This is a genomic window from Pseudomonas sp. TWP3-1, assembly GCF_049896625.1.
GTDB lineage: Bacteria > Pseudomonadota > Gammaproteobacteria > Pseudomonadales > Pseudomonadaceae > Aquipseudomonas.
This window is the reverse complement of record NZ_JAFCUQ010000022.1, coordinates 25,946-51,414: the sequence shown is the minus strand read 5'-3', so window position 1 is coordinate 51,414 and position 25,469 is coordinate 25,946. Positions and strand designations below refer to the sequence as shown.

Annotated in this window: 22 protein-coding genes; 3 read left to right on the top strand and 19 right to left on the bottom strand. The window is 58.6% G+C overall.

What is annotated here, in order from left to right:
- Positions 1 to 43: 43 nt before the first annotated feature.
- The 6 genes from ACP7BN_RS24230 to minC form a co-directional block, all read right to left on the bottom strand.
- Positions 44 to 220 carry a hypothetical protein gene (locus ACP7BN_RS24230; RefSeq protein ID WP_420650354.1) on the bottom strand — a complete coding sequence of 59 codons (177 nt, stop codon included), beginning with the start codon at positions 218 to 220 and terminating at the stop codon, positions 44 to 46.
- Between the two features lie 175 nt (positions 221 to 395).
- Positions 396 to 1,685, bottom strand: a complete 1,290-nt coding sequence (locus tag ACP7BN_RS24225) for a M18 family aminopeptidase (RefSeq protein ID WP_420650355.1) — start codon at positions 1,683 to 1,685, stop codon at positions 396 to 398.
- A gap of 67 nt (positions 1,686 to 1,752) precedes the next feature.
- On the bottom strand, positions 1,753 to 2,388 hold the full coding sequence (locus tag ACP7BN_RS24220) for an RluA family pseudouridine synthase (RefSeq protein WP_426206393.1): 636 nt from the start codon (positions 2,386 to 2,388) through the stop codon (positions 1,753 to 1,755).
- Between the two features lie 91 nt (positions 2,389 to 2,479).
- The gene (minE, locus tag ACP7BN_RS24215) at positions 2,480 to 2,734 is read right to left on the bottom strand and encodes a cell division topological specificity factor MinE (protein ID WP_007944431.1); all 255 of its coding nucleotides are present in this window, start codon (positions 2,732 to 2,734) and stop codon (positions 2,480 to 2,482) included.
- On the bottom strand, positions 2,734 to 3,546 hold the full coding sequence (gene minD, locus ACP7BN_RS24210; RefSeq protein ID WP_259501137.1) for a septum site-determining protein MinD: 813 nt from the start codon (positions 3,544 to 3,546) through the stop codon (positions 2,734 to 2,736). The genes minE and minD overlap by 1 nt, the downstream gene beginning before the upstream one ends.
- Positions 3,547 to 3,715: 169 nt before the next feature.
- A complete protein-coding gene (gene minC / locus ACP7BN_RS24205) occupies positions 3,716 to 4,453 on the bottom strand; it encodes a septum site-determining protein MinC (RefSeq protein ID WP_426206392.1) in 738 nt (245 codons plus the stop codon).
- A gap of 117 nt (positions 4,454 to 4,570) precedes the next feature.
- Between minC and ACP7BN_RS24200 the strand changes: the two genes are divergently transcribed.
- Positions 4,571 to 5,503, top strand: a complete 933-nt coding sequence (locus tag ACP7BN_RS24200; protein ID WP_426206391.1) for a lipid A biosynthesis lauroyl acyltransferase — start codon at positions 4,571 to 4,573, stop codon at positions 5,501 to 5,503.
- 35 nt (positions 5,504 to 5,538) lie between these two features.
- Positions 5,539 to 6,693, top strand: coding sequence for a patatin-like phospholipase family protein (locus tag ACP7BN_RS24195; protein WP_426206390.1), 1,155 nt, complete (start codon positions 5,539 to 5,541; stop codon positions 6,691 to 6,693).
- A gap of 101 nt (positions 6,694 to 6,794) precedes the next feature.
- On the opposite strand, the gene ACP7BN_RS24190 is transcribed toward ACP7BN_RS24195, so the two are convergent.
- The 8 genes from ACP7BN_RS24190 to puuE all read right to left on the bottom strand — a co-directional run bounded on the left by ACP7BN_RS24190 (position 6,795) and on the right by puuE (position 14,931).
- Entirely contained in the window at positions 6,795 to 7,580 is a 786-nt protein-coding gene (locus tag ACP7BN_RS24190; protein WP_420650360.1) for an outer membrane protein OmpK, read from the bottom strand.
- Positions 7,581 to 7,953: 373 nt separating this feature from the next.
- Entirely contained in the window at positions 7,954 to 8,739 is a 786-nt protein-coding gene (locus ACP7BN_RS24185; protein WP_426206389.1) for an outer membrane protein OmpK, read from the bottom strand.
- Between the two features lie 85 nt (positions 8,740 to 8,824).
- Positions 8,825 to 10,183, bottom strand: a complete 1,359-nt coding sequence (locus ACP7BN_RS24180; protein ID WP_426206388.1) for a nucleobase:cation symporter-2 family protein — start codon at positions 10,181 to 10,183, stop codon at positions 8,825 to 8,827.
- 214 nt (positions 10,184 to 10,397) lie between these two features.
- On the bottom strand, positions 10,398 to 11,708 hold the full coding sequence (locus tag ACP7BN_RS24175; RefSeq protein ID WP_426206387.1) for a urate hydroxylase PuuD: 1,311 nt from the start codon (positions 11,706 to 11,708) through the stop codon (positions 10,398 to 10,400).
- 50 nt (positions 11,709 to 11,758) lie between these two features.
- Positions 11,759 to 12,262: an ureidoglycolate lyase gene (locus ACP7BN_RS24170; protein WP_426206419.1), complete on the bottom strand. Its 504-nt coding sequence runs from the start codon at positions 12,260 to 12,262 to the stop codon at positions 11,759 to 11,761.
- 147 nt (positions 12,263 to 12,409) lie between these two features.
- Positions 12,410 to 13,405 carry an allantoicase gene (gene alc / locus ACP7BN_RS24165; protein ID WP_420650364.1) on the bottom strand — a complete coding sequence of 332 codons (996 nt, stop codon included), beginning with the start codon at positions 13,403 to 13,405 and terminating at the stop codon, positions 12,410 to 12,412.
- Positions 13,406 to 13,492: 87 nt separating this feature from the next.
- Entirely contained in the window at positions 13,493 to 14,008 is a 516-nt protein-coding gene (gene uraD / locus ACP7BN_RS24160; protein WP_426206386.1) for a 2-oxo-4-hydroxy-4-carboxy-5-ureidoimidazoline decarboxylase, read from the bottom strand.
- Positions 14,005 to 14,931 (bottom strand): allantoinase PuuE, encoded by a 927-nt coding sequence (gene puuE / locus ACP7BN_RS24155; protein WP_426206385.1) that lies wholly within the window; start codon positions 14,929 to 14,931, stop codon positions 14,005 to 14,007. The genes uraD and puuE overlap by 4 nt, the downstream gene beginning before the upstream one ends.
- A gap of 425 nt (positions 14,932 to 15,356) precedes the next feature.
- Here puuE and uraH point away from each other — a divergent pair, with 425 nt between their 5' ends.
- A complete protein-coding gene (gene uraH, locus ACP7BN_RS24150) occupies positions 15,357 to 15,710 on the top strand; it encodes a hydroxyisourate hydrolase (RefSeq protein WP_208938131.1) in 354 nt (117 codons plus the stop codon).
- Positions 15,711 to 15,848: 138 nt separating this feature from the next.
- Here the strand turns inward: uraH and ACP7BN_RS24145 are convergent, their stop codons facing one another.
- The 5 genes from ACP7BN_RS24145 to ACP7BN_RS24125 all read right to left on the bottom strand — a co-directional run bounded on the left by ACP7BN_RS24145 (position 15,849) and on the right by ACP7BN_RS24125 (position 25,071).
- On the bottom strand, positions 15,849 to 17,282 hold the full coding sequence (locus tag ACP7BN_RS24145) for a hypothetical protein (protein WP_426206384.1): 1,434 nt from the start codon (positions 17,280 to 17,282) through the stop codon (positions 15,849 to 15,851).
- Between the two features lie 86 nt (positions 17,283 to 17,368).
- A complete protein-coding gene (locus ACP7BN_RS24140; RefSeq protein ID WP_426206383.1) occupies positions 17,369 to 18,967 on the bottom strand; it encodes a hypothetical protein in 1,599 nt (532 codons plus the stop codon).
- Between the two features lie 154 nt (positions 18,968 to 19,121).
- Positions 19,122 to 22,460, bottom strand: a complete 3,339-nt coding sequence (locus ACP7BN_RS24135; protein WP_426206382.1) for a calcium-binding protein — start codon at positions 22,458 to 22,460, stop codon at positions 19,122 to 19,124.
- Positions 22,461 to 23,002: 542 nt separating this feature from the next.
- A complete protein-coding gene (locus ACP7BN_RS24130; RefSeq protein WP_426206381.1) occupies positions 23,003 to 23,632 on the bottom strand; it encodes a LysE family translocator in 630 nt (209 codons plus the stop codon).
- Positions 23,633 to 23,721: 89 nt separating this feature from the next.
- A complete protein-coding gene (locus tag ACP7BN_RS24125; protein ID WP_420650372.1) occupies positions 23,722 to 25,071 on the bottom strand; it encodes an NCS2 family permease in 1,350 nt (449 codons plus the stop codon).
- Between the last annotated feature and the right edge of the window lie 398 nt (positions 25,072 to 25,469).

Here is a 25,469-nt window from a genome sequence, read left to right as displayed (position 1 = left end):
GCGAGTGTACGAGGCTGTCCGGGTCATTGCGAGCCGCGGCGGGTTATTCGTTCAGTTTGGCGAGGATCTTGTAGACCACGGTGGCAAGGATCAGCAGCATGCCGATCCACATGGCGAACACGCCGGCGTTTTTGTCGCGGAAGTTGAAACCGACCGCCAGCAGAATCATTCCGCACAGAATCGGAATCAGCATGGCGTGGAAGGAAGACATCGAGATCATTGGCGACAGCCTTGTCGAAAGGGATGATTTAAGTCTAGGTGGAATTTCAGAGTGCGGTGCTGATGTGTATCAGAAATGAGCCGGTTTGAAGATCAAAAGATCGCAGCGTGCCGCAGCTCCTACATTGAAATGTGATCCCTGTAGGAGCTGCGGCACGCTGCGAGCTTTTAACGGGTTACGGCAATTCGCGGCAAGCGTAGAACGCGCTCAGCACTTTGACCAGATGTGCCAGGTCATGGCTGCCGCACAGTTCGCGGATCGAGTGCATGGCGAAGGTCGGCAGGCCGATATCCACGGTGCGCACGCCCAAGTGGCTGGCGGTGATCGGGCCGATGGTCGAGCCGCAGCCCATGTCGCTGCGCACCACGAAGCTTTGCACCGGTACTTCTTCGGCCATGCACAGATGGCGGAAGAAACCGGCGGTTTCGCTGTTGGTGGCGTAGCGCTGGTTGCTGTTGACCTTGATCACCGGGCCGGCGTTGAGTTTCGGGCCATGGTTGGCGTCGTGCTTTTCCGCGTAGTTCGGATGCACGCCGTGGGCGTTGTCGGCCGAGACCAGCAGCGATTTCTGGATGGTGCGGACGAATTCGTCACCTTCCGGCAGCAGACGACGCAGTGTCTGTTCGAGCATCGGGCCATCGGCGCCACAGGCCGAGCATGAGCCGACTTCTTCGTGGTCATTGGCGACCAGCACGCAGGTTTCTTCGGTGTCGGCGGTGAGCAAGGCTTGCAGGCCGGCGTAGCACGACAGCAGATTGTCGAGGCGCGCGCCGGCAATGAAATCGCCGTTCAGGCCGATGACCGCAGCGCTTTGCGTGTCGTAGAAACTCAGCTCGTAATCCAGCACCACGTCGGCATTCAGGCCGTGCTCGCGCGCCAGTTGATCGGTGAGTACCGCACGGAAATCCACGCGCTCGTCACCGGCAAATTGCGCGAGGATCGGCGGCAGTTCGGTCTGCGCGTTGATCGCCCAACCCATGTTGGCTTCACGATTGAGGTGAATGGCCAGGTTGGGAATGATCGCAATCGGTGCTTTGAAGTCGATCAGCTGACTTTCAACTTTGCCGTCACGACGGAAGGTCACGCGGCCGGCCAGCGACAGGTCGCGGTCAAACCACGGCGCGAGCAGTGCGCCGCCGTAGACTTCCACGCCTAGCTGCCAGAAGCCCTGACGTTGCAGCTCCGGTTGCGGCTTGACGCGCAGGCATGGGCTGTCGGTATGCGCGCCGACCAGGCGGATGCCGTCATGCAGCGGCGAGTTGCGGCCCATTTTGATCGCGACAATCGAGGAGTCATTGCGGGTGACGTAATAGCGGCCGTTGGCCTCGGTGTTCCATGGCTCGCGCTCGTCGAGGCGCATGTAACCGGCGGCCTCCAGACGTTGCACAAGGCTGGCGGTGGCGTGGAACGGGGTAGGGGAGGCCTTGAGGAAGTCGATCAGGCCTTGGTTCAACTCTTCGCGCATAAGAAGCTCCAGACAGCGATGGGCGGGAGTTTAACGCATCGGCCGGAGCTTGGGACATTGTGCAAAGTCAGAACGGTGCCGGGCACTCGAAGCGCAGGCGCTCGCCGGTCTGTGGATGGGTGAAGCTGAGCATGCTCGCGTGCAGGCACAGGCGCGGCCAGGCTGCGAGGGCTTGTTCGTGGGCGTAGAGACCGTCACCCAGCAGCGGATGACCAATCGACAGCATGTGCACACGCAATTGGTGCGAGCGCCCGGTGATCGGCGTCAGCTCGACGCGGCACCAGTCACCGCAACGCTCCAGCACACGCCAGAAGGTCAGGGCGTTTTTGCCGAATTCGTGATCGACCACATGCCGGGGCTTGGTCGGAGGATCGTAGCGCAGTGGCAGGTCGATGCTGCCGCTGTCGAGTTCCGGCTGGCCCCACGCCAAGGCGGTGTAGGCTTTTTCGGTTTCACGGTCGTGAAACTGGCGCGACAGTTCGCGATGGGTGTCAGGGTCGCGCGCCAGCAAAATGATGCCGGAAGTCTCCCAGTCCAGACGATGCACGATGCGTGCTTCCGGGTAGCCGTTTTCTTGCAGGCGGGTGATCAGGCAGTCCTTGTTGTCATCGGCCCGGCCGGGCACGGAGAGCAACAGGGTCGGTTTGTTCACCACCAATACGGCGGCGTCCTGATGAATGATGTGGACGTTGGACAACGGCATTAAAACAGCCTCGTAACAAATGCCAACGGCGGCTCAGGGCCATTCCGTTGCGGGAATGGCCCTGAGCCGCCGTCGTTCCTGCTGGATCGACTCAGCGATCTGGCAGGGTGATATTGAGTTCCAGAATCGAGCAGCTGCCCTGGTTTTCCAGAGCGACGTGCACGTCATCGGACCCGATATTGACGTACTTGCGGATCACTTCCACCAGTTCCTTCTGCAAGGCTGGCAGGTAATCCGGGGTACTGCGCTGGCCGCGTTCGTGCGCCACGATGATCTGCAGACGCTCTTTCGCTACCGATGCGGTACTGGGCTTCTTGTTGGCACGAAAGAAGTCAAAAATGTTCATTACCGACCTCCAAACAGGCGCTCGAAGAAGCCTTTCTTAGTGACGTCGAGGAAACGATGTTCCACGGTTTTGCCCAGCAGGCGATCTACCGCATCGCTGTACGCCTGACCGGCGTCGCTCTGGTCATCGAGAATCACCGGCACGCCGGAGTTGGAAGCCTTGAGGACTGCCTGGGATTCCGGGATGACGCCCAGCAGGGTCACGGCCAGAATTTCTTTGACGTCTTCGACGCCGAGCATTTCGCCGTCGCTCACACGCTGCGGGTTGTAGCGGGTCAGCAGCAGGTGTTCCTTGATCGGGTCTTCGCCTTTTTCGGCGCGACGCGACTTGCTGGCCAGCAGGCCGAGCATGCGGTCCGAATCGCGTACCGAGGACACTTCCGGGTTGGTCACGACGATCGCTTCATCAGCGAAGTACATGGCCAGGTGGGCGCCTTTCTCGATGCCCGCCGGGGAGTCGCAGACCACGAACTCGAATTGTTCCTTGAGCTCCATCAGGACTTTTTCCACGCCTTCCTGAGTCAGCGCGTCTTTGTCACGGGTCTGGCTGGCGGCCAGCACGTAGAGGTTTTCCAGGCGCTTGTCTTTGATCAGTGCCTGTTGCAGGTTGGCTTCGCCGTTGACCACGTTGACGAAGTCATACACCACGCGACGCTCGCAACCCATGATCAGGTCGAGGTTACGCAGGCCCACGTCGAAGTCGACGATTACTGTTTTGTGGCCGCGCAGAGCGAGACCGGTACCGATAGCGGCGCTGGTGGTGGTCTTACCCACACCACCCTTGCCGGATGTAACCACGAGAATCTTGGCCAAGGTGTTTCACCCCTAAGGAAGAGGGACTGTTGAGCCCCTGAAAAACATCTCTTGAAAACTACTGCAGTCGGACAGCCTTGGCTGGAATTTGGCGTTGAGCCTTTTTCCTACTTCGTTTGAGCCGTTTTCGCTACGTTTTAGAGATGCTTGGAAAATGCGGCAGTATCCGTTAAAGCCGAATGATGTTCAACACGTCGCCCGACAGGCTGACCTGTACGGCCGAACCCCACATCGGATCACGACGCAGGTCTTCGGACACCTTGTAGTGGCCGGCAATGGAGATCAGTTCAGCGCTCAATTGCTGACAGAAAATCCGTGCCTTGGTGTCACCCTTGACCCCGGCCAGCGCGCGACCGCGCATCGGGCCGTATACATGGATGTTGCCATCGGCGAGAAGTTCCGCCCCCGGGCTGACCGAAGACACCACCACCAGATCGCCACCCTGGGCATATATCTGTTGGCCACCACGTACTGGCGTGGTGATGACGCGGGTCGCTTTGATCGTCGGCTCGGGCGGTTTTTCCGGCTTTTTCTTCAACTCCGGCTCAGGCGTTTCCAGCGGTCGCTCACGGGCGCCGGATGGCGGCAGCACCGGGATGTCGATGGCAATGGCGGCGGCGATGTCTTCGATGCGGCTGGCGCGGATCGCCAGTGTGCGCAGGCCGTGCTGGCGGCATACGCGCATCAGGCCCGGCAGATCGACCGCGCCTTCGCCCGGCGGCAGTTTGTCGAGGGCCAGCACCAGCGGCGCATTGCTGAAGAAGTTCGGCGCTTGCGCGACTTTGGCGGCCAATTGCCGATCGAGGCTGTCGAGGTCGTTGCGGGTCAGCTCCAGCACCGTAATGGCGAGCATGCTGCCCTTCAACTGAAAGACGGAAACTTGGTCTGGCGGTGCGGTTTGGCTCATGTCGGCATACAACGGCTTGTCACGGAAAGTGCCGAGACTTATAACGAGAACGCCGGCCAGCCGCAAGCCGGGTCGAACGATGTAGAATGCGCGGCCACTGCATTTACGGAAGCTTTAATGGATCGCCCGCAGTTTCGAACAGCATTTCTTTCTCCACGCTTCTGGCCGCTCTGGTGCGGCCTTGGGCTGTTGTGGCTGATCGTGCAGTTGCCGTATCCGGCATTACTGACGATCGGTCGTGCCTTGGGTGCGTTGATGTATCGCTTTGCCGGCGACCGACGGCGCATCGCCAAGCGCAATCTTGAATTGTGTTTCCCGGAAAAATCCGCCGCCGAGCGCAAACGCCTGCTCAAGGAGAATTTCGCGTCCACCGGTATCGCGTTCTTCGAAATGGCCATGAGCTGGTGGTGGTCGCGCGAGCGTCTGGCCAAACTGGCTCACGTCGAAGGTCTGGAACATCTGCAAAACGCTCAGCGTGAAGGCAAAGGCGTGATTCTGATGGCGGTGCATTTCACCACGCTGGAAATCGGCGCGGCGCTGCTCGGCCAGCAGCACACCATCGACGGCATGTACCGCGAACACAAAAATCCGCTGTTCGACTTTGTCCAGCGCCAGGGCCGTGAGCGGCATAATCTGGATTCGCTGGCGGTGGAGCGCGACGACGTGCGCGGCATGCTCAAGTTGCTGCGCAGCGGCCGAGCAATCTGGTATGCACCGGATCAGGACTACGGCGCCAAGCAAAGCATCTTCGTCCCGCTGTTCGGCATTCAAGCAGCGACCGTCACCGCCACGAGTAAATTTGCGCGGCTGGGCAAAGCGCTGGTGGTGCCGTTCACCCAGGAACGTCTGGCCGACGGCAGCGGTTACCGTCTGGTGATCCATCCGCCGCTGGAAGGTTTCCCCGGCGAGAGCGAAGAGGCTGATTGCCTGCGCATCAACCAATGGGTCGAAGGCGTGTTGCGTGATTGCCCCGAGCAATACCTGTGGGCACATCGCCGATTCAAGAGCCGGCCGCCGGGCGAGCCGAAGTTGTACGCCAAACGCCGTTGATTGACCTTTCCCCTTGAGCACCATGGAGCGTTGCGATGAGCCCGACTGAACCGGTCACAGGTTTGATTCTTTCCGGCGGCGGGGCTCGGGCGGCTTATCAGGTGGGGGTGTTGGCGGCGATTGCCGAGTTGCTGCCGCTGGGCGCGGACAATCCGTTTCCGGTGATAGTCGGCACTTCGGCCGGGGCGATCAACGCGGTGAGTCTGGCCAGCGGCGCCACGGATTTTCGCGCCGCCATCGAACGCCTGACCTTGTTCTGGCAGGGCTTTCGCAGCCATCGCGTGCTGCGCAGCGACTGGCCCGGCGTGATCCGTCAGGCCAGCCGTTTTGTCAGCCACAGCCTGCTCGGCATTGGCCGGCAGTTGCCGGTGGCGCTGCTCAACAGTTCGCCGCTGCGCGATCTGCTCCACGACAAACTGCACATGCCCGGCATTGCCGAATCGATCGCGCAAAAGCAATTGCGCGCGGTAGCAGTGACCGCGTTCGGCTACGAGTCGGGTCAGGCCGTGACGTTTTATCAGGGCGGCGGGACGATTGATGCGTGGCTGCGTCATCGACGGATTGGCGTGCCGACGCAGTTGTCGGTTGAGCACTTGCTGGCGAGTTCGGCGATTCCGCTGTTGTTTGCGCCGGTAAAAATCGGCGAAGAATATTTTGGTGACGGCGCGGTGCGCCAGTCGGCACCCATCAGCCCGGCGCTGCATCTGGGCGCGACTCGGGTGTTGGTGGTGGGCGTCAGCGGCAACCCGCGCGGTGTCGATCCGCAGCCGGTGCAACGCAACTACACCGGACAGCAACCGACGCTGGCGCAAATTGGCGGGCACATGCTCAACAGCACGTTCATCGACAGTCTGGAGAGCGATATCGAGCTGCTGCAGCGTCTAAATCAGTTCAGCCATCTGATGCCTGACGGCACGCCGACGCGGGCGCTGGGTGTGGCGCCGGTTGAAGTGCTGGTGATTTCGCCAAGTCAGCCGATTGATGAAATTGCGGCACGCCATCGCCAGGAATTGCCGGCGGCGCTGCGCTTGTTTTTGCGCGGGCCGGGAGCGACCAAGACCAGTGGCGCGGGGGTATTGAGTTATCTGCTATTCGAGGCGGGGTATTGCAGCGAATTGATCGATCTGGGGCGGCGCGATGCGTTGGCCAAACGCGAGGAGTTGTGCCGGTTTTTGGGGTTGCCTTTTTAAAGCAAAAGATCGTCCGATCGCGGCCCGAGCCTTCGGCAGCTCCTACAGAGGAATGCGTTCCAATGTAGGAGCTGGCGCAGCCTGCGATCTTTTGATCTTTATCAGAAGTGGAACTTCACCAGGAAGCTTGTGGTGCTCTGATTGGTCTTGAACGCGCCGGTGTCGTCGATACCGTACTTGTCTTTCCAGTAGTCGTATTCCACACCGACATACAACTGCTTCTCGCCGAAACTCAGCGCCTTGCCCAGGTCGTATTTGACCTGCGGGTTGAAGTGCAGGTTGGCGTGGTAGTCGCCCTTGGAGTTGGAATCGTTGTCGACGACCCAATCCATGAACCCGTCGATCAGGATGTTCGAATTGCCCACCGGGATGGTGTAAGACCAAGCCGGAGTGATCTGCCAGACGTTGTCACCGGCGCGCGGGCCTTCGGTGTGACGCTGGTAGAAGTTCAGCTGGAAGTAGTCGAAACCAGGAATCGCCAGGTCGAAGCCCGGACCGATCAGATAGGACTCGGTGTCACCCTCGCCGAACTCGTAAGTCATCGCCAGCAGCACGTCTTTGATCGGACCGAATTCGATCTTCTGGTCGAGCACCTTGCCCAGCGAGATGCGCGGGCTGAACTCACCGTAATAGGTATTCGGGCCGTTGCTGAAGTCCTTGCCACCGTTGTAGAAGATCTTGTCGAGGAAGAAGAAGTTGTCCCCATACTTCCAGCCATCGGCGTGCTCGAAGGTCACGGTCTGCTGAATGCGCGGGTTGACTTGAAAGTCCTTGCCATAGAGGTAGGTCAGGCTGTTGTTCTGCCATTGCAGCAGGCCCTCGGCCATGGCCTGCCCCCCGGCCAGCATCGATCCCGCCAACATCAGGCTGGTGCACATACGTTTCATTCGGTTGCTCCCAAAGTAGGTGTTCCACGTTTATTTTTTTTAGATCGGCGCTCTGGTGTGGCGCCTTTTTTCGTTGCTGCAAAAATCATCCAACCGGTCAGCTTCTTTGCTGTTAGCAAGAGCTGCGCCAAGGCTTTTCGAAAAACAAAAAAACGCCCATCGGCGGCTCGAAAACCGTCGATTGTGCGTGATTCGGGTAGGCCTTGTTACTGACCCAAGCCTGGATAAGTTGGCTTTTTGGTCAGGAATTAAATCCGGGCTTTTTTTTAGACCGAATTCGGATGGCGGCGGAGAATACTGACTCCTTGGCCAGGTCTCAAGTGCCCCGCAACAGAGCACCGATGACAGGTGTGGGGCACGGTTGCGGGTCATGTTAGAAGTGCACCTTTACCAGCAGGCTGGCGGTGTTCTGATTGGTGTCGAGGTTGGGGCTGCTTTCGATGCCGTATTTGTTTTTCCAATAGCTGTATTCAGTGCCGACATACACCTGTTTCTGACCCCAGCCGAGCGCTTTGCCCAGGTCATACTTGATCTGCGGATTGATGTGTAGGTTGGCGTGGTAAGTGCCGCGCGCGTTCTGGTCGTTGTCGACCACCCAGTCCAGATAACCGTCGATCAACAGATCGGAATTACCGACGGGAATGCTGTAAGACCAGGCGGGCGAGATCTGCCACACGCCGTCGCCGGGACGCGGACCTTCGGTCTGGCGGCGGAAGATGTTCAGGGTGACGTAGTTGAAACCCGGCACGTTCAAGTCGAAGCCCGGGCCGATCAGATACGCTTCACTTTCACCTTCGCCGTACTCGTAAGTCATCGCCAGCAGCACGTCTTTGATTGGGCCGAACTCGAGTTTTTTGTCGAGGATCTTGCCGAACGAGAAACGCGGGGTGAATTCGCCGTAGAAGGTGTGCGGACCTTTGTTGCGGTCTTCCTGGCCGTTGTAGAAGATCTTGTCGACGAACAGAAAGTTGTCGCCGTACTTCCATTTGTCGGCGTGCTCGAACGTCACCGTCTGCTGAATCGACGGATTGATGGCGAAGTTCTTGCCGTACAAATAGCTGAGGCTGTTGGTCTGCCAGAGCAATAAATCGCCGGCCATGGCCTGGGTTGCGGCGAGCAAACCGCCGCTCAATAGCAAACTCGATTGCGTGCGAATCATCTGTTGCTCCCTCTTGTTTTTATTTTTGAGGCACAGCTGTGGAGAGGGGGCCAGCCGTTGCAGGCCCCTTGGGTGAATACTCGGATCAATGCGGGTGGGCGTGACAGTCGTTGATGGCTGCGCGTTCGGCGCCACCGAGGATGTTGAACAGCAGGTTCAGCGTCAGCGCACTCAGGGTCGCCATGGCGATGCCGCTGTGGGTGATCGGGCTCATCCACAATGGCAAATGGGCAAAGAATTCCGGACGTACCACCGGGATCAGGCCCATGCCGATACTCACTGCCACCAGCAGTTGATTGCGGCGGTCACCGATGTCGGCCTCTTGCAGAATCTTGATGCCAGTCGCGGCGACCATGCCGAACATCGCAATCGCTGCGCCACCCAAAACTGCCGGAGGGATCGATGCCACCAGATACGCGGCTTTGGGCAGCAGACTCAAGACGATCAACAAACCGCCGGCAACGATGGTCACCGAACGGCAACGCACGCCGGTCATCTGCACCAGGCCGATGTTCTGCGCGAAAGACGAGTGAGTGAAGGTGTTGAAGAAACCGGCGACGAACGAAGCGCCGGCATCGCACAGCAAGCCGCGCCGCAACATGCGCGGGCAGACTTCCTGGCCGGTGATCTTGCCCAGCGCGAGAAACATCCCGGTCGACTCGACGAAGATGATCACCACCACCAGACACATCGACAGAATCGGCGCGAGTTCGAATTTCGGCATGCCGAAGTGCAGCGGCGTGACGAATTGCACCCACGGCGCGTTGGCCATGCCACTCAGGTCAACCATGCCGATCGCGCCGCACAATACGTAGCCGAAGCACATGCCGATCAACACCGAAATGTTGACCCAGAAGCCACGCATGAAGCGGTGAACCAGCAAGATAGTGCCCAACACCAGCGCGGCGATGGCCAGATAAATGGGTGAGCCGAACTCTGCAGCGGCGGCACCGCCACCGGCCCAGTTCACGGCGACGGGGAATAGCGATAAACCGATCGAGGTGATGACCGTGCCGGTCACCAGCGGCGGGAAGAAACGCACGACCTTGGACATGAACGGCGCGATGATCATGCCGAAAAACCCGGCGGCGATCGTTGCGCCGAAGATCCCCTGCAGACCGATACCTGGCATGCCGGCCATCGCGACCATGCTGCCGACCGCAGCAAAACTGGCGCCCATCATCACTGGCATGCGAATGCCCATCGGACCGATGCCCATCGATTGCACGATGGTGGCGATGCCGGCGACCAGCAGGTCGGCGTTGATCAGGAAGGCGATTTCTTCACGACTCAGGCCAGCGGCCTGTCCGATGATCAACGGCACCGCGATGGCACCGCCGTACATCAGCAGAACATGTTGCAAACCGACCAGAATCAGTTGCAAAAGGGGCAATCGCTGAATGGCGGGTGCGTCGGGGATGCGCGCTTTGGACAGCTCGGACATGCAACACCTCGGATCTTTTTATTCTTGTGATTGAACAGCTGCCGGGTGGCTCACAGCTGTTTCTTTGCATCGGGTTTTGTGGCGAGGGAGCTTGCTCCCGCTGGACTGCGCAGCAGTCCTTGCTCTTCAGGCAAAGAGCGGGGCCGCTTCGCAACCCAGCGGGAGCAAGCTCCCTCGCCACAAAAGCCTGCTTTTACACAGGCTTTCGTGTTGCTTAGTTGGTCTGGGCTCCCTGCACAATCCACGCACCGATCAGCTCACGTTCCTGCTGGGTCATCTGTGTGATGTTGCCCAGTGGCATGATCTGCGTGGTGACAGCTTGTGCCTGAATCCGCGCGGCGTTCTGGCGGATCTGGTCAGGGGTGTCGAGCATCACGCCGGCTGGCGCAGCGCTGAACAACGGGCTGGTCGGTTTGGCCGAATGGCAGACCGTGCAGCGCTCCTGAATCACCGTGTGCACCTTGTCAAAACCCGGGCCTGCGTTCGATGCCTGAGCCGGTGCTGTGGCCGGTGCTGCTGCAGCAGGTTGCGCCGCTTCAGCCGGTTTCAGGCCACCGCCCACTGCGGTTTCCGGCAATGGCTGGTATTCGATTTTCGCTGGCGCCTTGGCCACTTCCGGAGCAGTTGCCATCGGCGTCGGGCCGGTGACGTACGCCAGAGTGATCATGCCCACCGCTGCCACTGGCAGGGTCCAGGCGAACTTGTGGCTGTCGTGACGGGTGTTGAAGTAGTGACGCACCAACACCGCCAACACGGCGATCCCGGCCAGGATCAACCAGTTGTACTGGCTGCCATAAGTGCTCGGGAAGTGGTTGCTGATCATGATGAACAGCACCGGCAGGGTGAAGTAGTTGTTGTGCCGCGAACGCAGCAAGCCTTTGGCCGGCAGGGCCGGATCCGGCGTGCGGTTCTCGGCAATCGCCGCTACCAACGCACGTTGCGCAGGCATGATGATGCGGAACACGTTACCGACCATGATGGTGCCGATGATCGCGCCGACGTGCAGGTACGCACCCCGACCGCTGAACACCTTGCTGAAGCCGTAAGCGGCGCCAATGATCAGCACGAACAGAATGAAACCCAGCAGAGCAGGGCGCTTGCCCAGAGCCGAGTCGCACAGAAACGAGTAGATGAACCAGCCGATGAACAGCGAGCCGATACCGATGGCCACGCCTTCAGGGCCGCTCAGAGAACTGCCGGGAGCCAGCAGGTAGAGCGTCGGATTGGAGTAGAACACCACGCACAGCAGCGCGATCCCCGACAACCAGGTGAAATAGGCTTCCCATTTGAACCAGTGCAGGTTGTCCGGCATGGTCGGTGGGGCCAGTTTGTATTTTTCCAGGTGGTAGATACCGCCACCGTGGATCGCCCACAGATCACCGGCCAGACCGGTTTTCGGGTTGACGCGGTTGAGGTTGTTCTCCAGCCAGACGAAATAGAACGACGCGCCGATCCAGGCCACGCCAGTAATCATGTGCACCCAGCGCACGCTCAGGTTCAGCCATTCAAACAGATGTGCTTCCACAGTCTTTACCTCTCGCCTGTCACTCTGTTGTCGAGTGATCAGACCTTCTCTTATTGGTGGGGGGCGAGGATCAAACGCTCATCCTCTTTGAAAAAATGCTCATCGCAGTTATTGCCTGTGCCACTGCGATCAACCACCAGGAAGTCATCCCGCTTTTCGATCGTCAGCACCGGATGGTGCCAAACGCCGCGATGGTAATTGATGCCCTGCCTGCCGTTGGTGACGAAGGCGCGGACCAAGCCTGATACAGGTGCATCGCCAACTGGCGCGACCACGATCAGAAAGGGGTTGCCGAGCAGCGGAATGAAAGCCTGGCTGCCCAGCGGATGTCGTTCCAGCATGCAAACGGTCAGCGGCATGTCCTGCGCATCGGCGCGGAAGATGCTGATGATCGCGTTGTCCTCAGGCTTAGCGGTTTCGACCGTCGCCAGTTTGTGGAAGCGCATGGTCGAACCGTTGTTGATCATGAAGTGATCGCTGCCGTCGGTTTCGATCACGTCACCGAAAGGGGCGAAGGCTTCTTTGCTCAGCGGTTCAATCGTCAGTGTGCGCATGCTGTTCTTCTTATCCGGATTCTGTGTTGTTGATTCTGTTTTTGTGGCGAGGGAGCTTGCTCCCGCTGGACTGCGCAGCAGGCCCAAGTTTTTGGGGCCGCTTCGCGACCCAGCGGGAGCAAGCTCCCTCGCCACAGGGGTTCCACCTTATTTAGCGACCTTGCCGAGAACGCGTAGGCGACTTACACCACCATCCGGGAACACATTGAGGCGGATGTGGGTGATCGGGCCCAGTGCCTTGATCTGCTCGGCGAAGGTGTGTTCGGCGTGCATTTCCAGTTTTTGCGCCGGCAACAGTTCACGCCAGAACAGCGACTGCGTTTCGATCTGGCTATCGGTGCCGCCCTTGACGAACGCGCCCTGGATCGAGCAGGTGTCCGGGTAGTTGCCCTTGAAGTGCAGGGTGTCGACGATGATTTTTTCGATCTCGCCCGGATGGCCAAGCGCGACGATCACCCAGTCATTGCCCGGCGTACGCCGCCGTGCAGTTTCCCAGCCGTCGCCCATGTTGATGCCACGGCCCGGGTTGAGGATGTTGCTCATGCGGCCGAAGTGTTCGTCGGAGCAGGCGAGGGCGCGGCCACCATTCAGGGCTGCTGCCAGATCGACTTGCTCGTTGTCACCGACGGACGACCAGTCGCGGAACGGAATGCCGTACACACGCAGACGGGCGACGCCGCCGTCCGGGTAGATGTTGAAACGCAGGTGGCTGAACGCCTGGTCGTTGCTGATTTCGTGATAGTGGTGGCTGTTGCCCTGCAGCTCGACGGCCGACAGCACTTCAGTCCACTGAGTGTTGGCGTCCGGCTCACCGGAAGCCAGGAAGCACGCTTCCAGCGAGGCCGACGGCGGATAGTTGCCGGTGAAGAATGAAGTGTCGATGTCCACGCCTTTGATCGAACCCGGAACGCCCAGGCGGATCACTGCGCTGTCGTAGCCTTCGAAGCGCTTGCGGCGCGACTCCCAGCCGTCCATCCACTTGCCGTTGTCATCGAACACGCCCTCCTTCCATACGGCCGGGGTCGGTTGGAACAGACGATTGGCGTCTGCAAACCAGTCATCGGTGACCGAGATGATTTTGGTGCCCAGACGGGCATCGGCCAGGTTGACGAACTTCTCGAAAGGTACGGCGTAAGCTTTCATTCTTCTTGTCTGCCTTTAAATAAGTGGCTTGGGATGCTTGCGAGACCCTGGGTGCTTTCCGCGTCTAAGACACTCGGGTCAGGCTCGCTAAAGAGTCAGTAATCGGAACAGGGCGATCTTGTTGATCTCCGCCAGCGCACATTTGAACTCGGTATCTTCCGGGTTGTGAATGCGCGTTTCGAACGCCGCGAGGATCTGATGCCGGTTGCTGCCTTTTACCGCCATGATGAAGGGAAACTTGAACTTGGCTTTGTAGGCGTCGTTCAGCTCGGTGAAGCGCGAAAACTCTTCGGCCGTGCATTGGTGGATACCGGCGCCAGCCTGTTCATTGGTGCTGGCTTCGGTCAATTGGCCCTGGACGGCAGCCTTGCCGGCCAGGTCCGGGTGAGCGTTGATCAAAGCCAACTGGCTGGCGTGATCGGCGCTCAACAGGATGTCGCTCATGCGCTGGTGCAGGGTTTCGATCTCGTCGATCGAGGCGTCCTGACCCAGGTCGTAGGCCTTCTCGGCCACCCATGGCGAATGTTCGTAGATGTCGGCGAAGGCGCTGACGAAGGCGTCGCGGCTCAGGGTCGACGGTTGCACAGTTTGAAAGCGGCTCATTGGGCGGCCTCTTGGTACGGGTGGGTTGCGTGCCAGTGACGTGCGATGTCGACGCGACGGCTGAACCACACCTGCTCATGACTTTTGGCGTATTCGATAAAGCGTTTCAGCGAAGCGATGCGTCCCGGACGGCCGATCAAGCGGCAGTGCAGACCAATCGAAAGCATCTTCGGCGCTTCGGCACCTTCGGCGTACAGCACGTCGAATGCGTCTTTCAGGTATTCGAAGAAATCGTCGCCCTTGTTGAAACCCTGGACCTGGGTGAAGCGCATGTCGTTGGTGTCCAGCGTGTACGGGATCACCAGATGCGGCTTGCCGGTCGGGTTGTTCGGTTCCCAGTAGGGCAGGTCGTCGTCGTAGGTGTCGCAGTCGTAGAGAAAACCGCCTTCTTCCATCACCAGCTTACGCGTGTGCGGGCCGGTGCGGCCGGTGTACCAGCCGAGCGGGCGTTCGCCGGTGAGTTCGGTGAGGATGCGGATCGCCTCGAGCATGTGCTCGCGTTCCTGCGCCTCGTCCATGTACTGATAGTCGATCCAGCGATAGCCGTGGCTGCAGATCTCGTGACCGGCATCGACCATGGCGCGGATCACATCCGGATGACGCTGCGCGGCCATCGCGACGGCGAAGATGGTCAGCGGAATGTCGAATTCCTTGAACAGTTTGAGAATCCGCCACACGCCGGCACGGCTGCCATACTCGTAAAGCGATTCCATGCTCATGTTGCGCACGCCTTGCAGAGGCTGGGCCGCGACCATTTCCGAGAGGAAGGCTTCCGATTCTTTATCGCCATGCAGGATGTTGCGTTCGCCACCTTCCTCATAGTTGAGCACGAAGGACAGGGCGATCCGGGCATTGCCCGGCCAGTGTGGGTGAGGAGGGTTACTGGCGTAACCGATCAGGTCGCGTGGGTAGTCAGCGCTCACTGCATGCTTCCTTCTTATTCGTGACGACGTGTTGAATGTCGGTGTAGGTGACGACCTGGCGTCACAGTGGTGGGCTGATTGTATACAACTTTATTCGCACTTTGTAAGTCTGAATTTTCGCATTTTTCACCGGCTGTCATCTTTTGCTGCTATTGACGCTAACCTGCAAGAAACCTGCCTGACCAGTCAGCTAATGGCTACAAGGTTCAATGCACGCATGGTGTGTGGGCAGATCCCCGGAAAATCGGTGGATGGCGGGAGTGGAAGGAAAAATGTCGTTTTTATTGTGTACAATTTTTTTGGAAAGTGTCTTAATCAGTCGCTCGCCGCAGCTTTTCGTGCTCCGAAACGGTGCGGTCTCCTTTTTAACTGACTTCGGGAGGCGCGAGGTCTGACTGCTCACTGCAGGCAGGCGCGCAGAATCAATGGGACGTTTGACAACACACGTTTTGGACGCTGCACACGGTTGCCCGGGCAGCTCGATCAAAGTCGAGCTGTACCGCGTTGAAGGTTCGCAGCTGGAATTGGTCGCCAGTGCGGTCACCAACAGCGATGGTCGGGTCGATGCGCCGTTGCTGCAAGGCGACGATTACCGCACCGGGGTCTATCAGGTGCAGTTCCACGCCGGCGATTACTACCGCGCCCGTGGCGTGCAATTGCCGGAACCGGCATTCCTCGATGTGGTGGTGCTGCGCTTCGGCATCTCTGCCGAACAGGAGCACTACCACGTCCCGCTGCTGATTTCGCCTTACAGCTATTCCACGTATCGGGGCAGCTGACCCCCAAGCAGCTGCCCCCACCGGGAAGCGACTGCGCATAGAGCTTCTTTGGTCTTTAGCCCGCCCACACTGCGGGCTTTTTTTCGTCGGTCAAAAAGCTCGCGCGGTGTGCGCGAGCCTGTCAGCTGAAGACGGTTATCAGAGCCTCGAGTGGCCGTCGCGAATGATAAAGACTGTGTCCGGGGCAGAGGCCAGCAATTGCGAGCCGCCCCGCAGCCAGATCAGTTTGTTGGCGGCGTGCGCGTCCACCACGACCTGTGCTGCCCGTGTGCCCACCTGGATATGCAGGCGCAGGCTGGCACTGTTCGGGTCGGCATTCAGCGTCTGGTTGATTTTTCGACCGCGGATGCGATGCAGGCTGAGGAAATACACGTAATCGTGCCCGGTTCGCTGAAACACCACGGCCGGATAGGCATTGGACATGCTCGGGTCGAATACGGTGTAGCCGTTGCGGGTCAGGAGCGTTGCCATGAAACGCTTCAGGTCCACGGCGGTCTGGGTTGCCTGCGCATACTGCCATTCCTGTCGGAACAGCTGCGGATTGAAATCCAGTCGTTGCAGCGCACCGTTCGCCGACGCACTCGGTAATTCAGTGATCCGCACGGTGCCGCCACCCGTGGACGGCAAGATCGGCAGCATCAACAGCGGGTCAGCCAGTTGCGGTCGCGGATGGTTGTTGCCGACCTTCCAGTCATTGAACGTCTGGCGCAGCAGGGTCAAGCCTGAACCAGTGGCGATGCTGGAGCCGTTCGCCAGCACAAACTGCTGAAACGCTACATTCTCCAGCGATACCGCCGACAGCTCTGGAAAGTAGCTGGCGACGTATTCGGTCATGGGGCTCTGGAACGGCAATGTCGGGTCGACGACCCAGTGGTAGGTCGGCGGAACCTGAATTGCAGCCCGCGGTTGTTCGAGCGGATTGGTCCTCAGCGTCTGATCCAGCAGATCGAAGTCGTAAACCATGTGCATCGGGTTTTTGATGTAGACGATCGGATCATTCACCGCACCGCGCGGTACGACCTTGTACTGAATACCATCGACGCGGATGTCATCGGCTGAAGCATGTTGGCTGTCAATTCCCCAGCCCTTCCACGGATCACGCAGTGCAGCATGGGGATCATCCGGCACACGTTGGCGAGTTACGACCAGTTCGGAGTGGCCAGCCTGGTCAGTCGGTCGAACCGGGCGCCAGTGATTGGTGCCTTCAACCCGTTCAAGCAACGGACCGGACGCCAGCAATTCATTCGATAACCTGGCGCGAAATTGATTCTGTGCGTCGCTGCCGATCAACACGGTTCCGCCATCGACAAGGTCTGCGTAGAGGTAACGGCCCGCCAGGCGTAACCCGGATTGCGCATCGGCAAGTGGCAAGCGGTTGACCAGCACCGGCGGCAGAAAATAGCTGCCAATAGGCCGGTCGGGGGGCGTCTGGCGGATTTGCGTATCGGCCGGCAGGTCGATGATTTCCACGGTCGAGTCAGGCAAGTCCGGCTGCCGTGGCACTTGTCCGGTCGGGTGACCGAATGCCGACTCGATGGCGGGCAATCCTGTGCTGAAGCGTGTTCCGGGCACAACGTCCGGTGCCGTGTCACGGACTGCAGGGGTATTGTCTGTCGAAGAGGGTTTGGGTCTTATGGGGCGTTTTGGGCTCATTGACGTCAGCCTTCTCGAAGAACGAACAGGGAAGGGGTTTGCGAATTCAGTGGATCAATCCCGCCAACCAGATAGATGACGTTGTCCTGCGCCAGCAGTGCGCTCAGCCTTTGGCGTCCCGCGTCATCGAGTTGCATCAGCGCCGCCGAATTGTTCAATTCGGAACCCGGTTTGGTATAGCGACGGATGAAGGCTGCGGATATCGTCGGCAGTTTCATGGCAAACAGGACGTTAAGTCCCGGTCGGTAAAAGACCAGAGCGTTTTCCAGCAGTGAGTGATTCGGTGGACTAACGGTGTATCCACTTTTTTCCAGCACGCTCTTGAACAGCTTTTGCAGGCTCGCATTGCGCGGTGTTGCGGAATATTCACGCCATTGGTCAGGGAATTTCGCCGAATCAAAATCGATTCGTTGCAGGTTCGCAGCAGACGCCGAGGGCAATTCGATTTTTCCGCCGAAGGTTCCATCATTCAGGGTTGGCTGTATTGGCAACAGCATCAACGGGTCGGCGAGACTGCGCCGGGGCGCCGGAATGGCTCGGTTTTCCCAGTGGCGCAGGGTCTGACCGAGAACCTGCAAACCTTCACCATTAATCACTTCAGCGCCGCGGGATTGGTAGAACAGGGTGTTGGCCACGGCTCTGGAGGACTGCCCGGACAAATACTCGAAAGACTCGGCGACCGATCGCGTCAGCGATCTTTCGAACGGCAGACGAGTGTCCGCAACTGCCCAGCGGTCATCCGCGCTTCGGGTGGCCCAACGCGGCTGCAGCGCTGGTTCGTCTACAAGCATCTGCTCGAATGCGTCAAATCGCTCGGGGTTGAAATGTGGGTGCTTGATGCAGACAACCGGCGTATTGGAGCGAACGATCTGCGACACGATCGGATAATGCAGCCCGTCGATCTCTACCGATTGCCCGGACGTCGGCCGGGTCGATTGACCCCAGTTGCGCCACTGGCGGCTGGACAGATCAAGTACTCCAGAAAGTGTCTTGGCCTGAGCGCTTTGATCATCCTCCACACGCGCACGCTTGCTGGGGCCGGCCATGGAATCTGCTGCATCTGCCGCCGGTCGACGCGTTGCGCCCGGTTGCAGTTTTTGCCACAGGTGCGTTTCGCGAATCCGTTCCACCCGATAACCGGAGGGGACCAACTCGTTGGCGGAGGTCAGCTGATAGTGCCCGTCCGGATTTTTCGACACCATGGCGGTACCTTCGCGCATATCCACGTAGATTCGGTCTCGCCCGTCATAACGGATACCTTCCGGGGAATCGGTGGCGGGCGTCAGTCTGATGGCCAGGTGTGCGGGAAGAAATGTCGGTGTTGTGGGGCGGGCGGACAGGTTCAGTGCGTCAGGCGCAGTGCTCGATTCGCCTGGCTGATGTCGCGTCAGCATCTCGCTGACTTCGACTGCGGGCTGTCGAGTGCCGCCGTCGGTTTCGGGCGGGCGCTGCGAGGAAGGCCCGGCAAAAGGCAAATCGCCGGCTTGCGAGTGCAAGCCTGGGCGCAGGATATGGATGTCATCGCCGCTGACCCGCGCAGTTTCCGTTGCGGGTCTGGGGGGCGATGAATGGGCAGCAGGAATCTGCTTGGGTGGCTTGGCCATTTGAAGTGCTCCGCTATCGATCATTCAGTTGTGTAAAGCCTGGAATCTGGTGGTGGCTTAAGGGGGCTGAATGATCGTCAAGCCGGGCGTCTGGCGTGTGGTACATATATCAATCGGCGTAAGCAACTGATGCAAAGCGTGTCCAGCGCCGCCGTCACGTGAAGTGCGATTGTCCGGACAGCAGCCAGGCCAGGTTCTTCGCCCTGGACAATTTTGCGGCGTAATCAAGCGACAGATCGCCCATGAGTTTCACGCAGTGCTCACGCAAGGTTTTCATGGCTTGCTCGTCAAGGGGAGGAGCGTAACCGAGTCCAATCTTCGCGACTTCCTCGAACAGCTTCAGTTGGTGAGTGCAGTGATGGGTGGTCTGCAGATCTTCTGCGGTAATGCTGCGGGACGTGTCCGTAGCCAGTATCCAGCGGCGCTGCGTCAGGTGATAAGACAATGCGCCGCTACTGCCATCCTTCATGGCAATGTTACGCACGGGTATCTGCGGCATCGTCAGCGGGTCGAGTTCGGCGGGGAGGGTGGCTGTGAGGCCGCTGGCAGGTACATGGAAGCGGGCGTCGAGCGCTTCGATGTACACCGCGTCGAAAATCAGGTCGACAGCGTAGACGATACCTTTGGCCGTGATCACTCGCACCTGATCAACGAGGTCTGCAGGATTTTTGTACTGCGGTAAGTGAATGACAGTTTGCCCGATCAGCAATTGGCCGTCGGCGAGTTTGATTTCGACGTTGCCGAGGGCTGTAGCGTCAAATTCCCAGGTCGAGGCATAGGCCAATTGTTTGCTCGCGCCGGCCAGTGCATCCGGCGTCGCGATGCGTAACGACATCCCCGAGCCAAGATGAACCAGATACTTTGATCCATCACCGGTCAGGGACTCGACGGCGGTCGGTGCAGTGGCCGGGTTGAGTTTGACGCACTTCTCGCGGTTACCCAGCGCATGCGCTTCGTTGTCCAGTGGTTGCAGGTATTGATGGGTGCCGGCTCTGGGTGATAGCGGCAACCGGACAGTGCTGTTCCATTGCAAGGGGCCGCTGATTTCAAAGTGACTGTTAGCGAACACGTTGTCGGCTGCATCGGGCAAGGTGAGACGGTAAGAGACTCCGTCGTTCATGATCAAGATGAACGGGTGATTTGTTTCCAGTACGGGCCTGGTAAGCCGCCCAATGATCTTCGTATGCCCGGCCATACGTGACGCTGCCAGATTTTTTAGCGTGATCTGCTTCTCTCCGAAATGCAGATTCATATCGCATTGTTTGTACATGATGTGATTTGCGCTGGTTGCGTGTATCAGGTCAGCGTTGTAATAAGCCTCAGCGTGAGTCAGTTCATTGCTGGCGTAGTCGAGGTGCAGCGTGGTGGCGAAATGTTTGTTGTATTCGTTTGCCTTGAAGACGGTCTGAAGATTGTTGCGCGAAACCCAGTAGCTGGAACTTTTGTTGTGAGGAACGATGCACTCTGATGCGTAGATAATCACCGGTAAGTGGCGGGTGCCCTGCTGAATGATGACCACCGGTACATCAGTGGGCTGCGGGGTATCGATGCTCGGTGGCAACTCGGGCACCAGGTTAAAACCATCTTTGGTGACGAATGAAAGTTTGGCATTGAGCAGCAAGCGTTGGTCTTGAACTTGTTTGTAGACGTTCTTGATCCTGACAATTTTTTTGCTGATGTCGTCGATTTCAAATCGCGAAGTAATCACCAGTTCGGTCTTTTCTACCTGCCAGCTTTCGATCAGATCCGATCGCCAGTCGAGTGCAATGATGCTCTCGTCCAGCGCGTCCTCAATGATCGACACCATCCCCGGGATATAGGCGATAGCGAAAGCATCCTTGCCGGCTCCACCGCGAGCCGAACTGTAGCTGCCGAGCAAGTAGACCTGGTCATCGCCGGCACCGGCATCGATGTCATCACGGCCGCGCGACTTGATGATGTTCGGGCCATCGTTACCGATAACTTCATTGGTGGCGCCGGCCAGGGTTTCGACGTTTTCAATACTGCGCAGGGTGCTGTGCGGTTTATAGGCCTGTTCTTTGCGAGTTGGCGGCTTGACCAATACCGACATCTCGCCTTTTTCGAGATCGATCCTGAAGCCGTAACGTTCTTCGTTGGTTTCAGGGAAGTGGCCCGCCAGCTTCAGAGTGTCGCTGCCCGGGCCTCCTTTCAATTCGGAAATCGACGCTTCGTGAGCGCCGCTCTGCAACAGGGCGGCGGCGCCTTCATAGATGAACTCATCATCTTTTCTGCCGCCGCTCAGGTGTTTTTTGCCGGCGGCGTAGTAATAGCTGTTGGGTTTGTTCTTCACGCCCTGAATGGTGTCGTGACCGCCGCCGATGAACCACAACACGCCTTTGTAATCTGCTGCCGTCCCCAATACAGCGCCGGGCGTGTCCGCGGTGACGCCGTCGCGCGCATCTATGGTGTCGGCGTCGTCGTTGATCCGCGCACGTTTGACGGTTCTGTACTGCGGGTTTTCTGGCGTCCAGTCGTAGGTCGCAACCTGGATCGGCTGTAGATCGACATGGAAACTGCCATTGATGATGGCTTCGGTCTGTTCTTTCAGATCCCCGTCCAGCAACTTTCTGGCCGTGGCTTGCAGTTGTTGCGAATGTTGTGCGGTGGCTTTGGCAATCGCGTGGCGATCTTCGATCGTTTCATCCGGGCTGATACCCCAGAACGCAAACCAGCCGGTGCGCAGGCGTTCGTCGGTCGTCAGGGTGATGTAGTCGTCAATGTCATCGACCACATTGATGGCGGCCCAGACCCGCGACCCTGCCACCAGCAACAAACCGGCGATCAGACCAATCGGACCTGCGAAGGAAAAACCGGCCAGTGCCGCCGCCCCGAGCAGCACGGTCATGGTTGCGCTGGCGACACTCAAGCCAGCATTGACGTAGTGATTGATGGCTTCTTTGCCGGTTGCCTTGGCTGCAGCATTGAAACCGTCTACGGCGGCAATGATGTCGAACGGTAACGTCAAGGCGCCGCCAATCAAACCGCCGCTGCGACCCAACTTCAAGGCGAAGCTGGTTTTGGCAAATCCCTGATAAGCGCTCTGGCTGGCTTTGATCATTTGCGTGGCTTTGCGCGCGACCGCCAGATCAATCGCTATCGAGGCAACATCTGCGGTGAACGCGGAGCTGTTGAAGACGATGCCATACGAATCCTTGTTCCTGAGCGCATCTTGCAGGCCGCGCAGTCCGCTGTAGATACCGAACGCCTGAAGTCCGATGCCGGTGCCGGCCATCGTGCGACTGGATGAACGCTTGATCCAGTGCGGCAGAGGCTCGGCAAGGTGTGCATGGCGGATGTTGAGCTTGTGCGCCGAGTTCAGCAGTTGTTTCAGTTTGGCCTGATATATGCCTGGATCAACCTCGGTGTTCAGGCTGGTGTGCAACATCGCCGGGGCGTTCAATGGCCGTCGGCTGGCAATTTCAAAGAGCAGGGCCGGCAGCAAATAATCATCCGCGCCCGATGTTTGTTTCATGCGCGCTTCTATGGCTGCAGGATCAAATTGCAGAGCATTGATGAACGTCTTTTTCGGTGTACGGAAGAATGTGTTATTGCCATTCAATGGTTGCCCATCGACGGTGGCGCCCAATGCGTCCAGAGCCGAACGGGTAATCGAATATTCGCCGATATGCAATGGACCAAATAGCTGGTCGACGGTTTTCAGTTGCGCTCTTTTATGTTTGTTTTCGAGCGAGGGCTGAACAGATTCAAGTTCATCGAAATCAATTGTCGAAGCCGAGCGTTGATTCGAGACAAGTTCCACGTCTGTAACGAGTACCGTGTCTTTTTCTATCGAAGCATCAAGTATCAGAGTTGCCATTTGAACGTCCTTGTCCTGGAATTGATGTTGCGCTGCGGCGCCATCTTAGGGGGACGTTTCAAATGAAGTACATCGACGGGGTGTTGCGGTGTGTTGCGTTTATGCTTCAACTACCAAGGTCGCAGGATAGTTGGCTGCCATCTTCGATGTACAACTTGGATATCGAGGATGGCAGTATCAAATCAGAACACTATGTTTCAATGCCCGCTGAGCAGTGAAGCGGCACCGGCACCGCCGAACAATCCGGCACTGATCCGGTTAAACCAACTCTGGCCCTTGCCGCTGCGCAAATACCGCGCCGCACCATGGGCGCCCAATCCGTAGGTCAACTTGCACAGCAGATCCAGCACCGTCCAGGTCGCAATCATCACCAGCAGTTGTGGCAGAAACGGTTGTTCGGCACTGAGGAACTGCGGCAGAAACGCGGCGAAAAACAGAATGTCCTTGGGATTACTCGCCCCCAGCACGAACGCCCGGCTGAACAACGCGCGAAAACGCGGCACCGGCGCCGCTTGAGGTACTTCGGCTCCGACCGATGGCTGACGCGATTGCTGCCAGCTCTGCCAGGCGAGGTAGAACAGGTATATCGCGCCGATGATTTTCAGCGCGCTGAACAACTGTTCGGAAGCCAGCAGCAGGGCGCCCAACCCGAGTGCCGAAGCGCTGAGCAGGCAGATCGAAGCGAACACGCCACCAAGAAACGCCGGGTAGGAACGGCGCAACCCGTAATTCAGACTGTTGCTAATCATCAGCAACGACAGTGGCCCTGGAATGAGGATCACCACCAGCGCAGCGCCGCTGAACAGCAGCCAGGTTTCCAGACTCATCACTTTGCTCCTTTTTTGTTGTAATCAAGAATGTGCAAAAGCCCCACCCGCAAGGGTGAGGCTGATGTAAAGCGTGAACCGCGTGCGGTTTACAAGAAGATGAACTTGGCGATGAAGATCGCGCAGAGCACCCACAGGCTGACCGAAATTTCCTTGTACTTGCCAGTGCCGGCCTTCAGCGCCACATAGGTGATGAAGCCCAGCGCGATGCCGTCGGCGACCGAAAAGGTCAGCGGCATCATGATCGCGGTGACGATTGCCGGAATGCTGTCGGTGGCTTCGTCCCATTCGATGTGGGCCATGCCGCCCATCATCAGCATTGCAACGTAAATCAGTGCACCAGCGGTGGCGTAAGCCGGAATCATGCCGGCCAGCGGTGCGAAAAACATTGCCGCTATAAATAGCACACCCACTGTGACTGCGGTAAGACCAGTCCGACCACCCGCAGCGACACCCGCGGCACTTTCCACGTAGCTGGTGACTGGCGGAACACCGACCACAGCGCCGAATACGCTGGAGGCACTGTCGGCTTTCATGGCGCGCGAGAGGTTTTCGATGCGCCCGTCAGCGTTGACCAGGTTGGCGCGCTGAGCCACGCCCATCAGGGTGCCGGCGGTGTCGAACATGTGTACAAAAAGGAAGGCGAGGACCACGCTGATCATGCTGACGTTGAACACGCCGGCGACATTCATCGCCATCCAGGTCGGCGCGAGGCTCGGCGGGGCCGACATGATTCCTTCGTAATGCACCAGACCCAAGCCCCAACCGGCAAGGGTCACGGTGATGATGCTGATGAGGATCGCACCGAACACGCGGTGATAGCTGAGGATCGCGATCATCAGGAAGCAGATCGCAGCGAGCAGCGGGCCGGGCTCGCGCAGGGAGCCGAGTTTGATCAGTGTCGCCGGGCTATCGACGACGATGCCCGCAGTTTTCAGACCGATCAAACCGAGAAATAGTCCGACACCGGCGCCCATCGCATACCGCAGACTGACCGGAATACTGTTGAGCAACCATTCGCGAATCCGCGAGAACGTCAGGATCATGAACAACACACCGGAAACGAATACCGCACCGAGTGCGGTTTCCCAGTTGTAGCCCATGGTGCCGACCACGGTGTAAGTGAAGAACGCGTTGAGGCCCATGCCTGGCGCCAAGCCCACTGGCCAGTTGGCATACAGGCCCATCAGCAGGCAGCCCAGCGCGGCGGCGATGCAGGTAGCGACGAAGGCTGCACCGTGATCGATCCCGGCATCGGCCATGATGTTCGGGTTGACGAAGATGATGTAGGCCATGGTGATGAAGGTTGTCAGACCGGCGATCAGCTCGGTCTTCACCGTGGTGCCATGCAAGGTGAGTTTGAAGATGCGCTCAAGCAAGCCATTGCGTAACGGCGGCGAGAGATCCAGCGGCGATGCTTCGGATTTGCGGCTTTCCACAGCGAGTACTCCTCAAGAGTTTTATTGTTATTTCCAGGGCCGGACCCATGAGGGGTGGCAGCGGCCCTTTGAGGCATACGCGAATTTGTTGACCGCTTGGTCAGGAACTCGCACGCTGTGGATTATGCTTTTGTGTACAAATAAAGCAAATATTGTTTTATGTTTTGTCGACGAAAGTTTTGTCGATAGGGATATATGCGCAGGACTCGAGTGTCTGACAGCGGTGGTGCGTCAGGCGCAGGCGGCCAAAGCGGCGTGAAAACGAATAAACCGGCCATTGGGGCCGGTTTATTTTTGTCTGGATAGTGTGTTGTTTCAGCGGGCCTCATCGCTGGCAAGCCAGCTCCCACAGGTTTTGTAAACGCCACAGATCACTGTGGGAGCTGGCTTGCCAGCGA

What these genes read in the sequence shown, in the direction of transcription:
- ACP7BN_RS24230 (WP_420650354.1), bottom strand. Translation starts at nt 220, where the DNA reads ATGATCTCGATGTCTTCCTTCCACGCCATGCTGATTCCGATTCTGTGC.
- ACP7BN_RS24225 (WP_420650355.1), bottom strand. Translation starts at nt 1,685, where the DNA reads ATGCGCGAAGAGTTGAACCAAGGCCTGATCGACTTCCTCAAGGCCTCC.
- ACP7BN_RS24220 (WP_426206393.1), bottom strand. Translation starts at nt 2,388, where the DNA reads ATGCCGTTGTCCAACGTCCACATCATTCATCAGGACGCCGCCGTATTG.
- minE (WP_007944431.1), bottom strand. Translation starts at nt 2,734, where the DNA reads ATGAACATTTTTGACTTCTTTCGTGCCAACAAGAAGCCCAGTACCGCA.
- minC (WP_426206392.1), bottom strand. Translation starts at nt 4,453, where the DNA reads ATGAGCCAAACCGCACCGCCAGACCAAGTTTCCGTCTTTCAGTTGAAG.
- ACP7BN_RS24200 (WP_426206391.1), top strand. Translation starts at nt 4,571, where the DNA reads ATGGATCGCCCGCAGTTTCGAACAGCATTTCTTTCTCCACGCTTCTGG.
- ACP7BN_RS24195 (WP_426206390.1), top strand. Translation starts at nt 5,539, where the DNA reads ATGAGCCCGACTGAACCGGTCACAGGTTTGATTCTTTCCGGCGGCGGG.
- ACP7BN_RS24190 (WP_420650360.1), bottom strand. Translation starts at nt 7,580, where the DNA reads ATGAAACGTATGTGCACCAGCCTGATGTTGGCGGGATCGATGCTGGCC.
- ACP7BN_RS24185 (WP_426206389.1), bottom strand. Translation starts at nt 8,739, where the DNA reads ATGATTCGCACGCAATCGAGTTTGCTATTGAGCGGCGGTTTGCTCGCC.
- ACP7BN_RS24180 (WP_426206388.1), bottom strand. Translation starts at nt 10,183, where the DNA reads ATGTCCGAGCTGTCCAAAGCGCGCATCCCCGACGCACCCGCCATTCAG.
- ACP7BN_RS24170 (WP_426206419.1), bottom strand. Translation starts at nt 12,262, where the DNA reads ATGCGCACACTGACGATTGAACCGCTGAGCAAAGAAGCCTTCGCCCCT.
- alc (WP_420650364.1), bottom strand. Translation starts at nt 13,405, where the DNA reads ATGAAAGCTTACGCCGTACCTTTCGAGAAGTTCGTCAACCTGGCCGAT.
- uraD (WP_426206386.1), bottom strand. Translation starts at nt 14,008, where the DNA reads ATGAGCCGCTTTCAAACTGTGCAACCGTCGACCCTGAGCCGCGACGCC.
- uraH (WP_208938131.1), top strand. Translation starts at nt 15,357, where the DNA reads ATGGGACGTTTGACAACACACGTTTTGGACGCTGCACACGGTTGCCCG.
- ACP7BN_RS24140 (WP_426206383.1), bottom strand. Translation starts at nt 18,967, where the DNA reads ATGGCCAAGCCACCCAAGCAGATTCCTGCTGCCCATTCATCGCCCCCC.
- ACP7BN_RS24135 (WP_426206382.1), bottom strand. Translation starts at nt 22,460, where the DNA reads ATGAAACAAACATCGGGCGCGGATGATTATTTGCTGCCGGCCCTGCTC.
- ACP7BN_RS24130 (WP_426206381.1), bottom strand. Translation starts at nt 23,632, where the DNA reads ATGAGTCTGGAAACCTGGCTGCTGTTCAGCGGCGCTGCGCTGGTGGTG.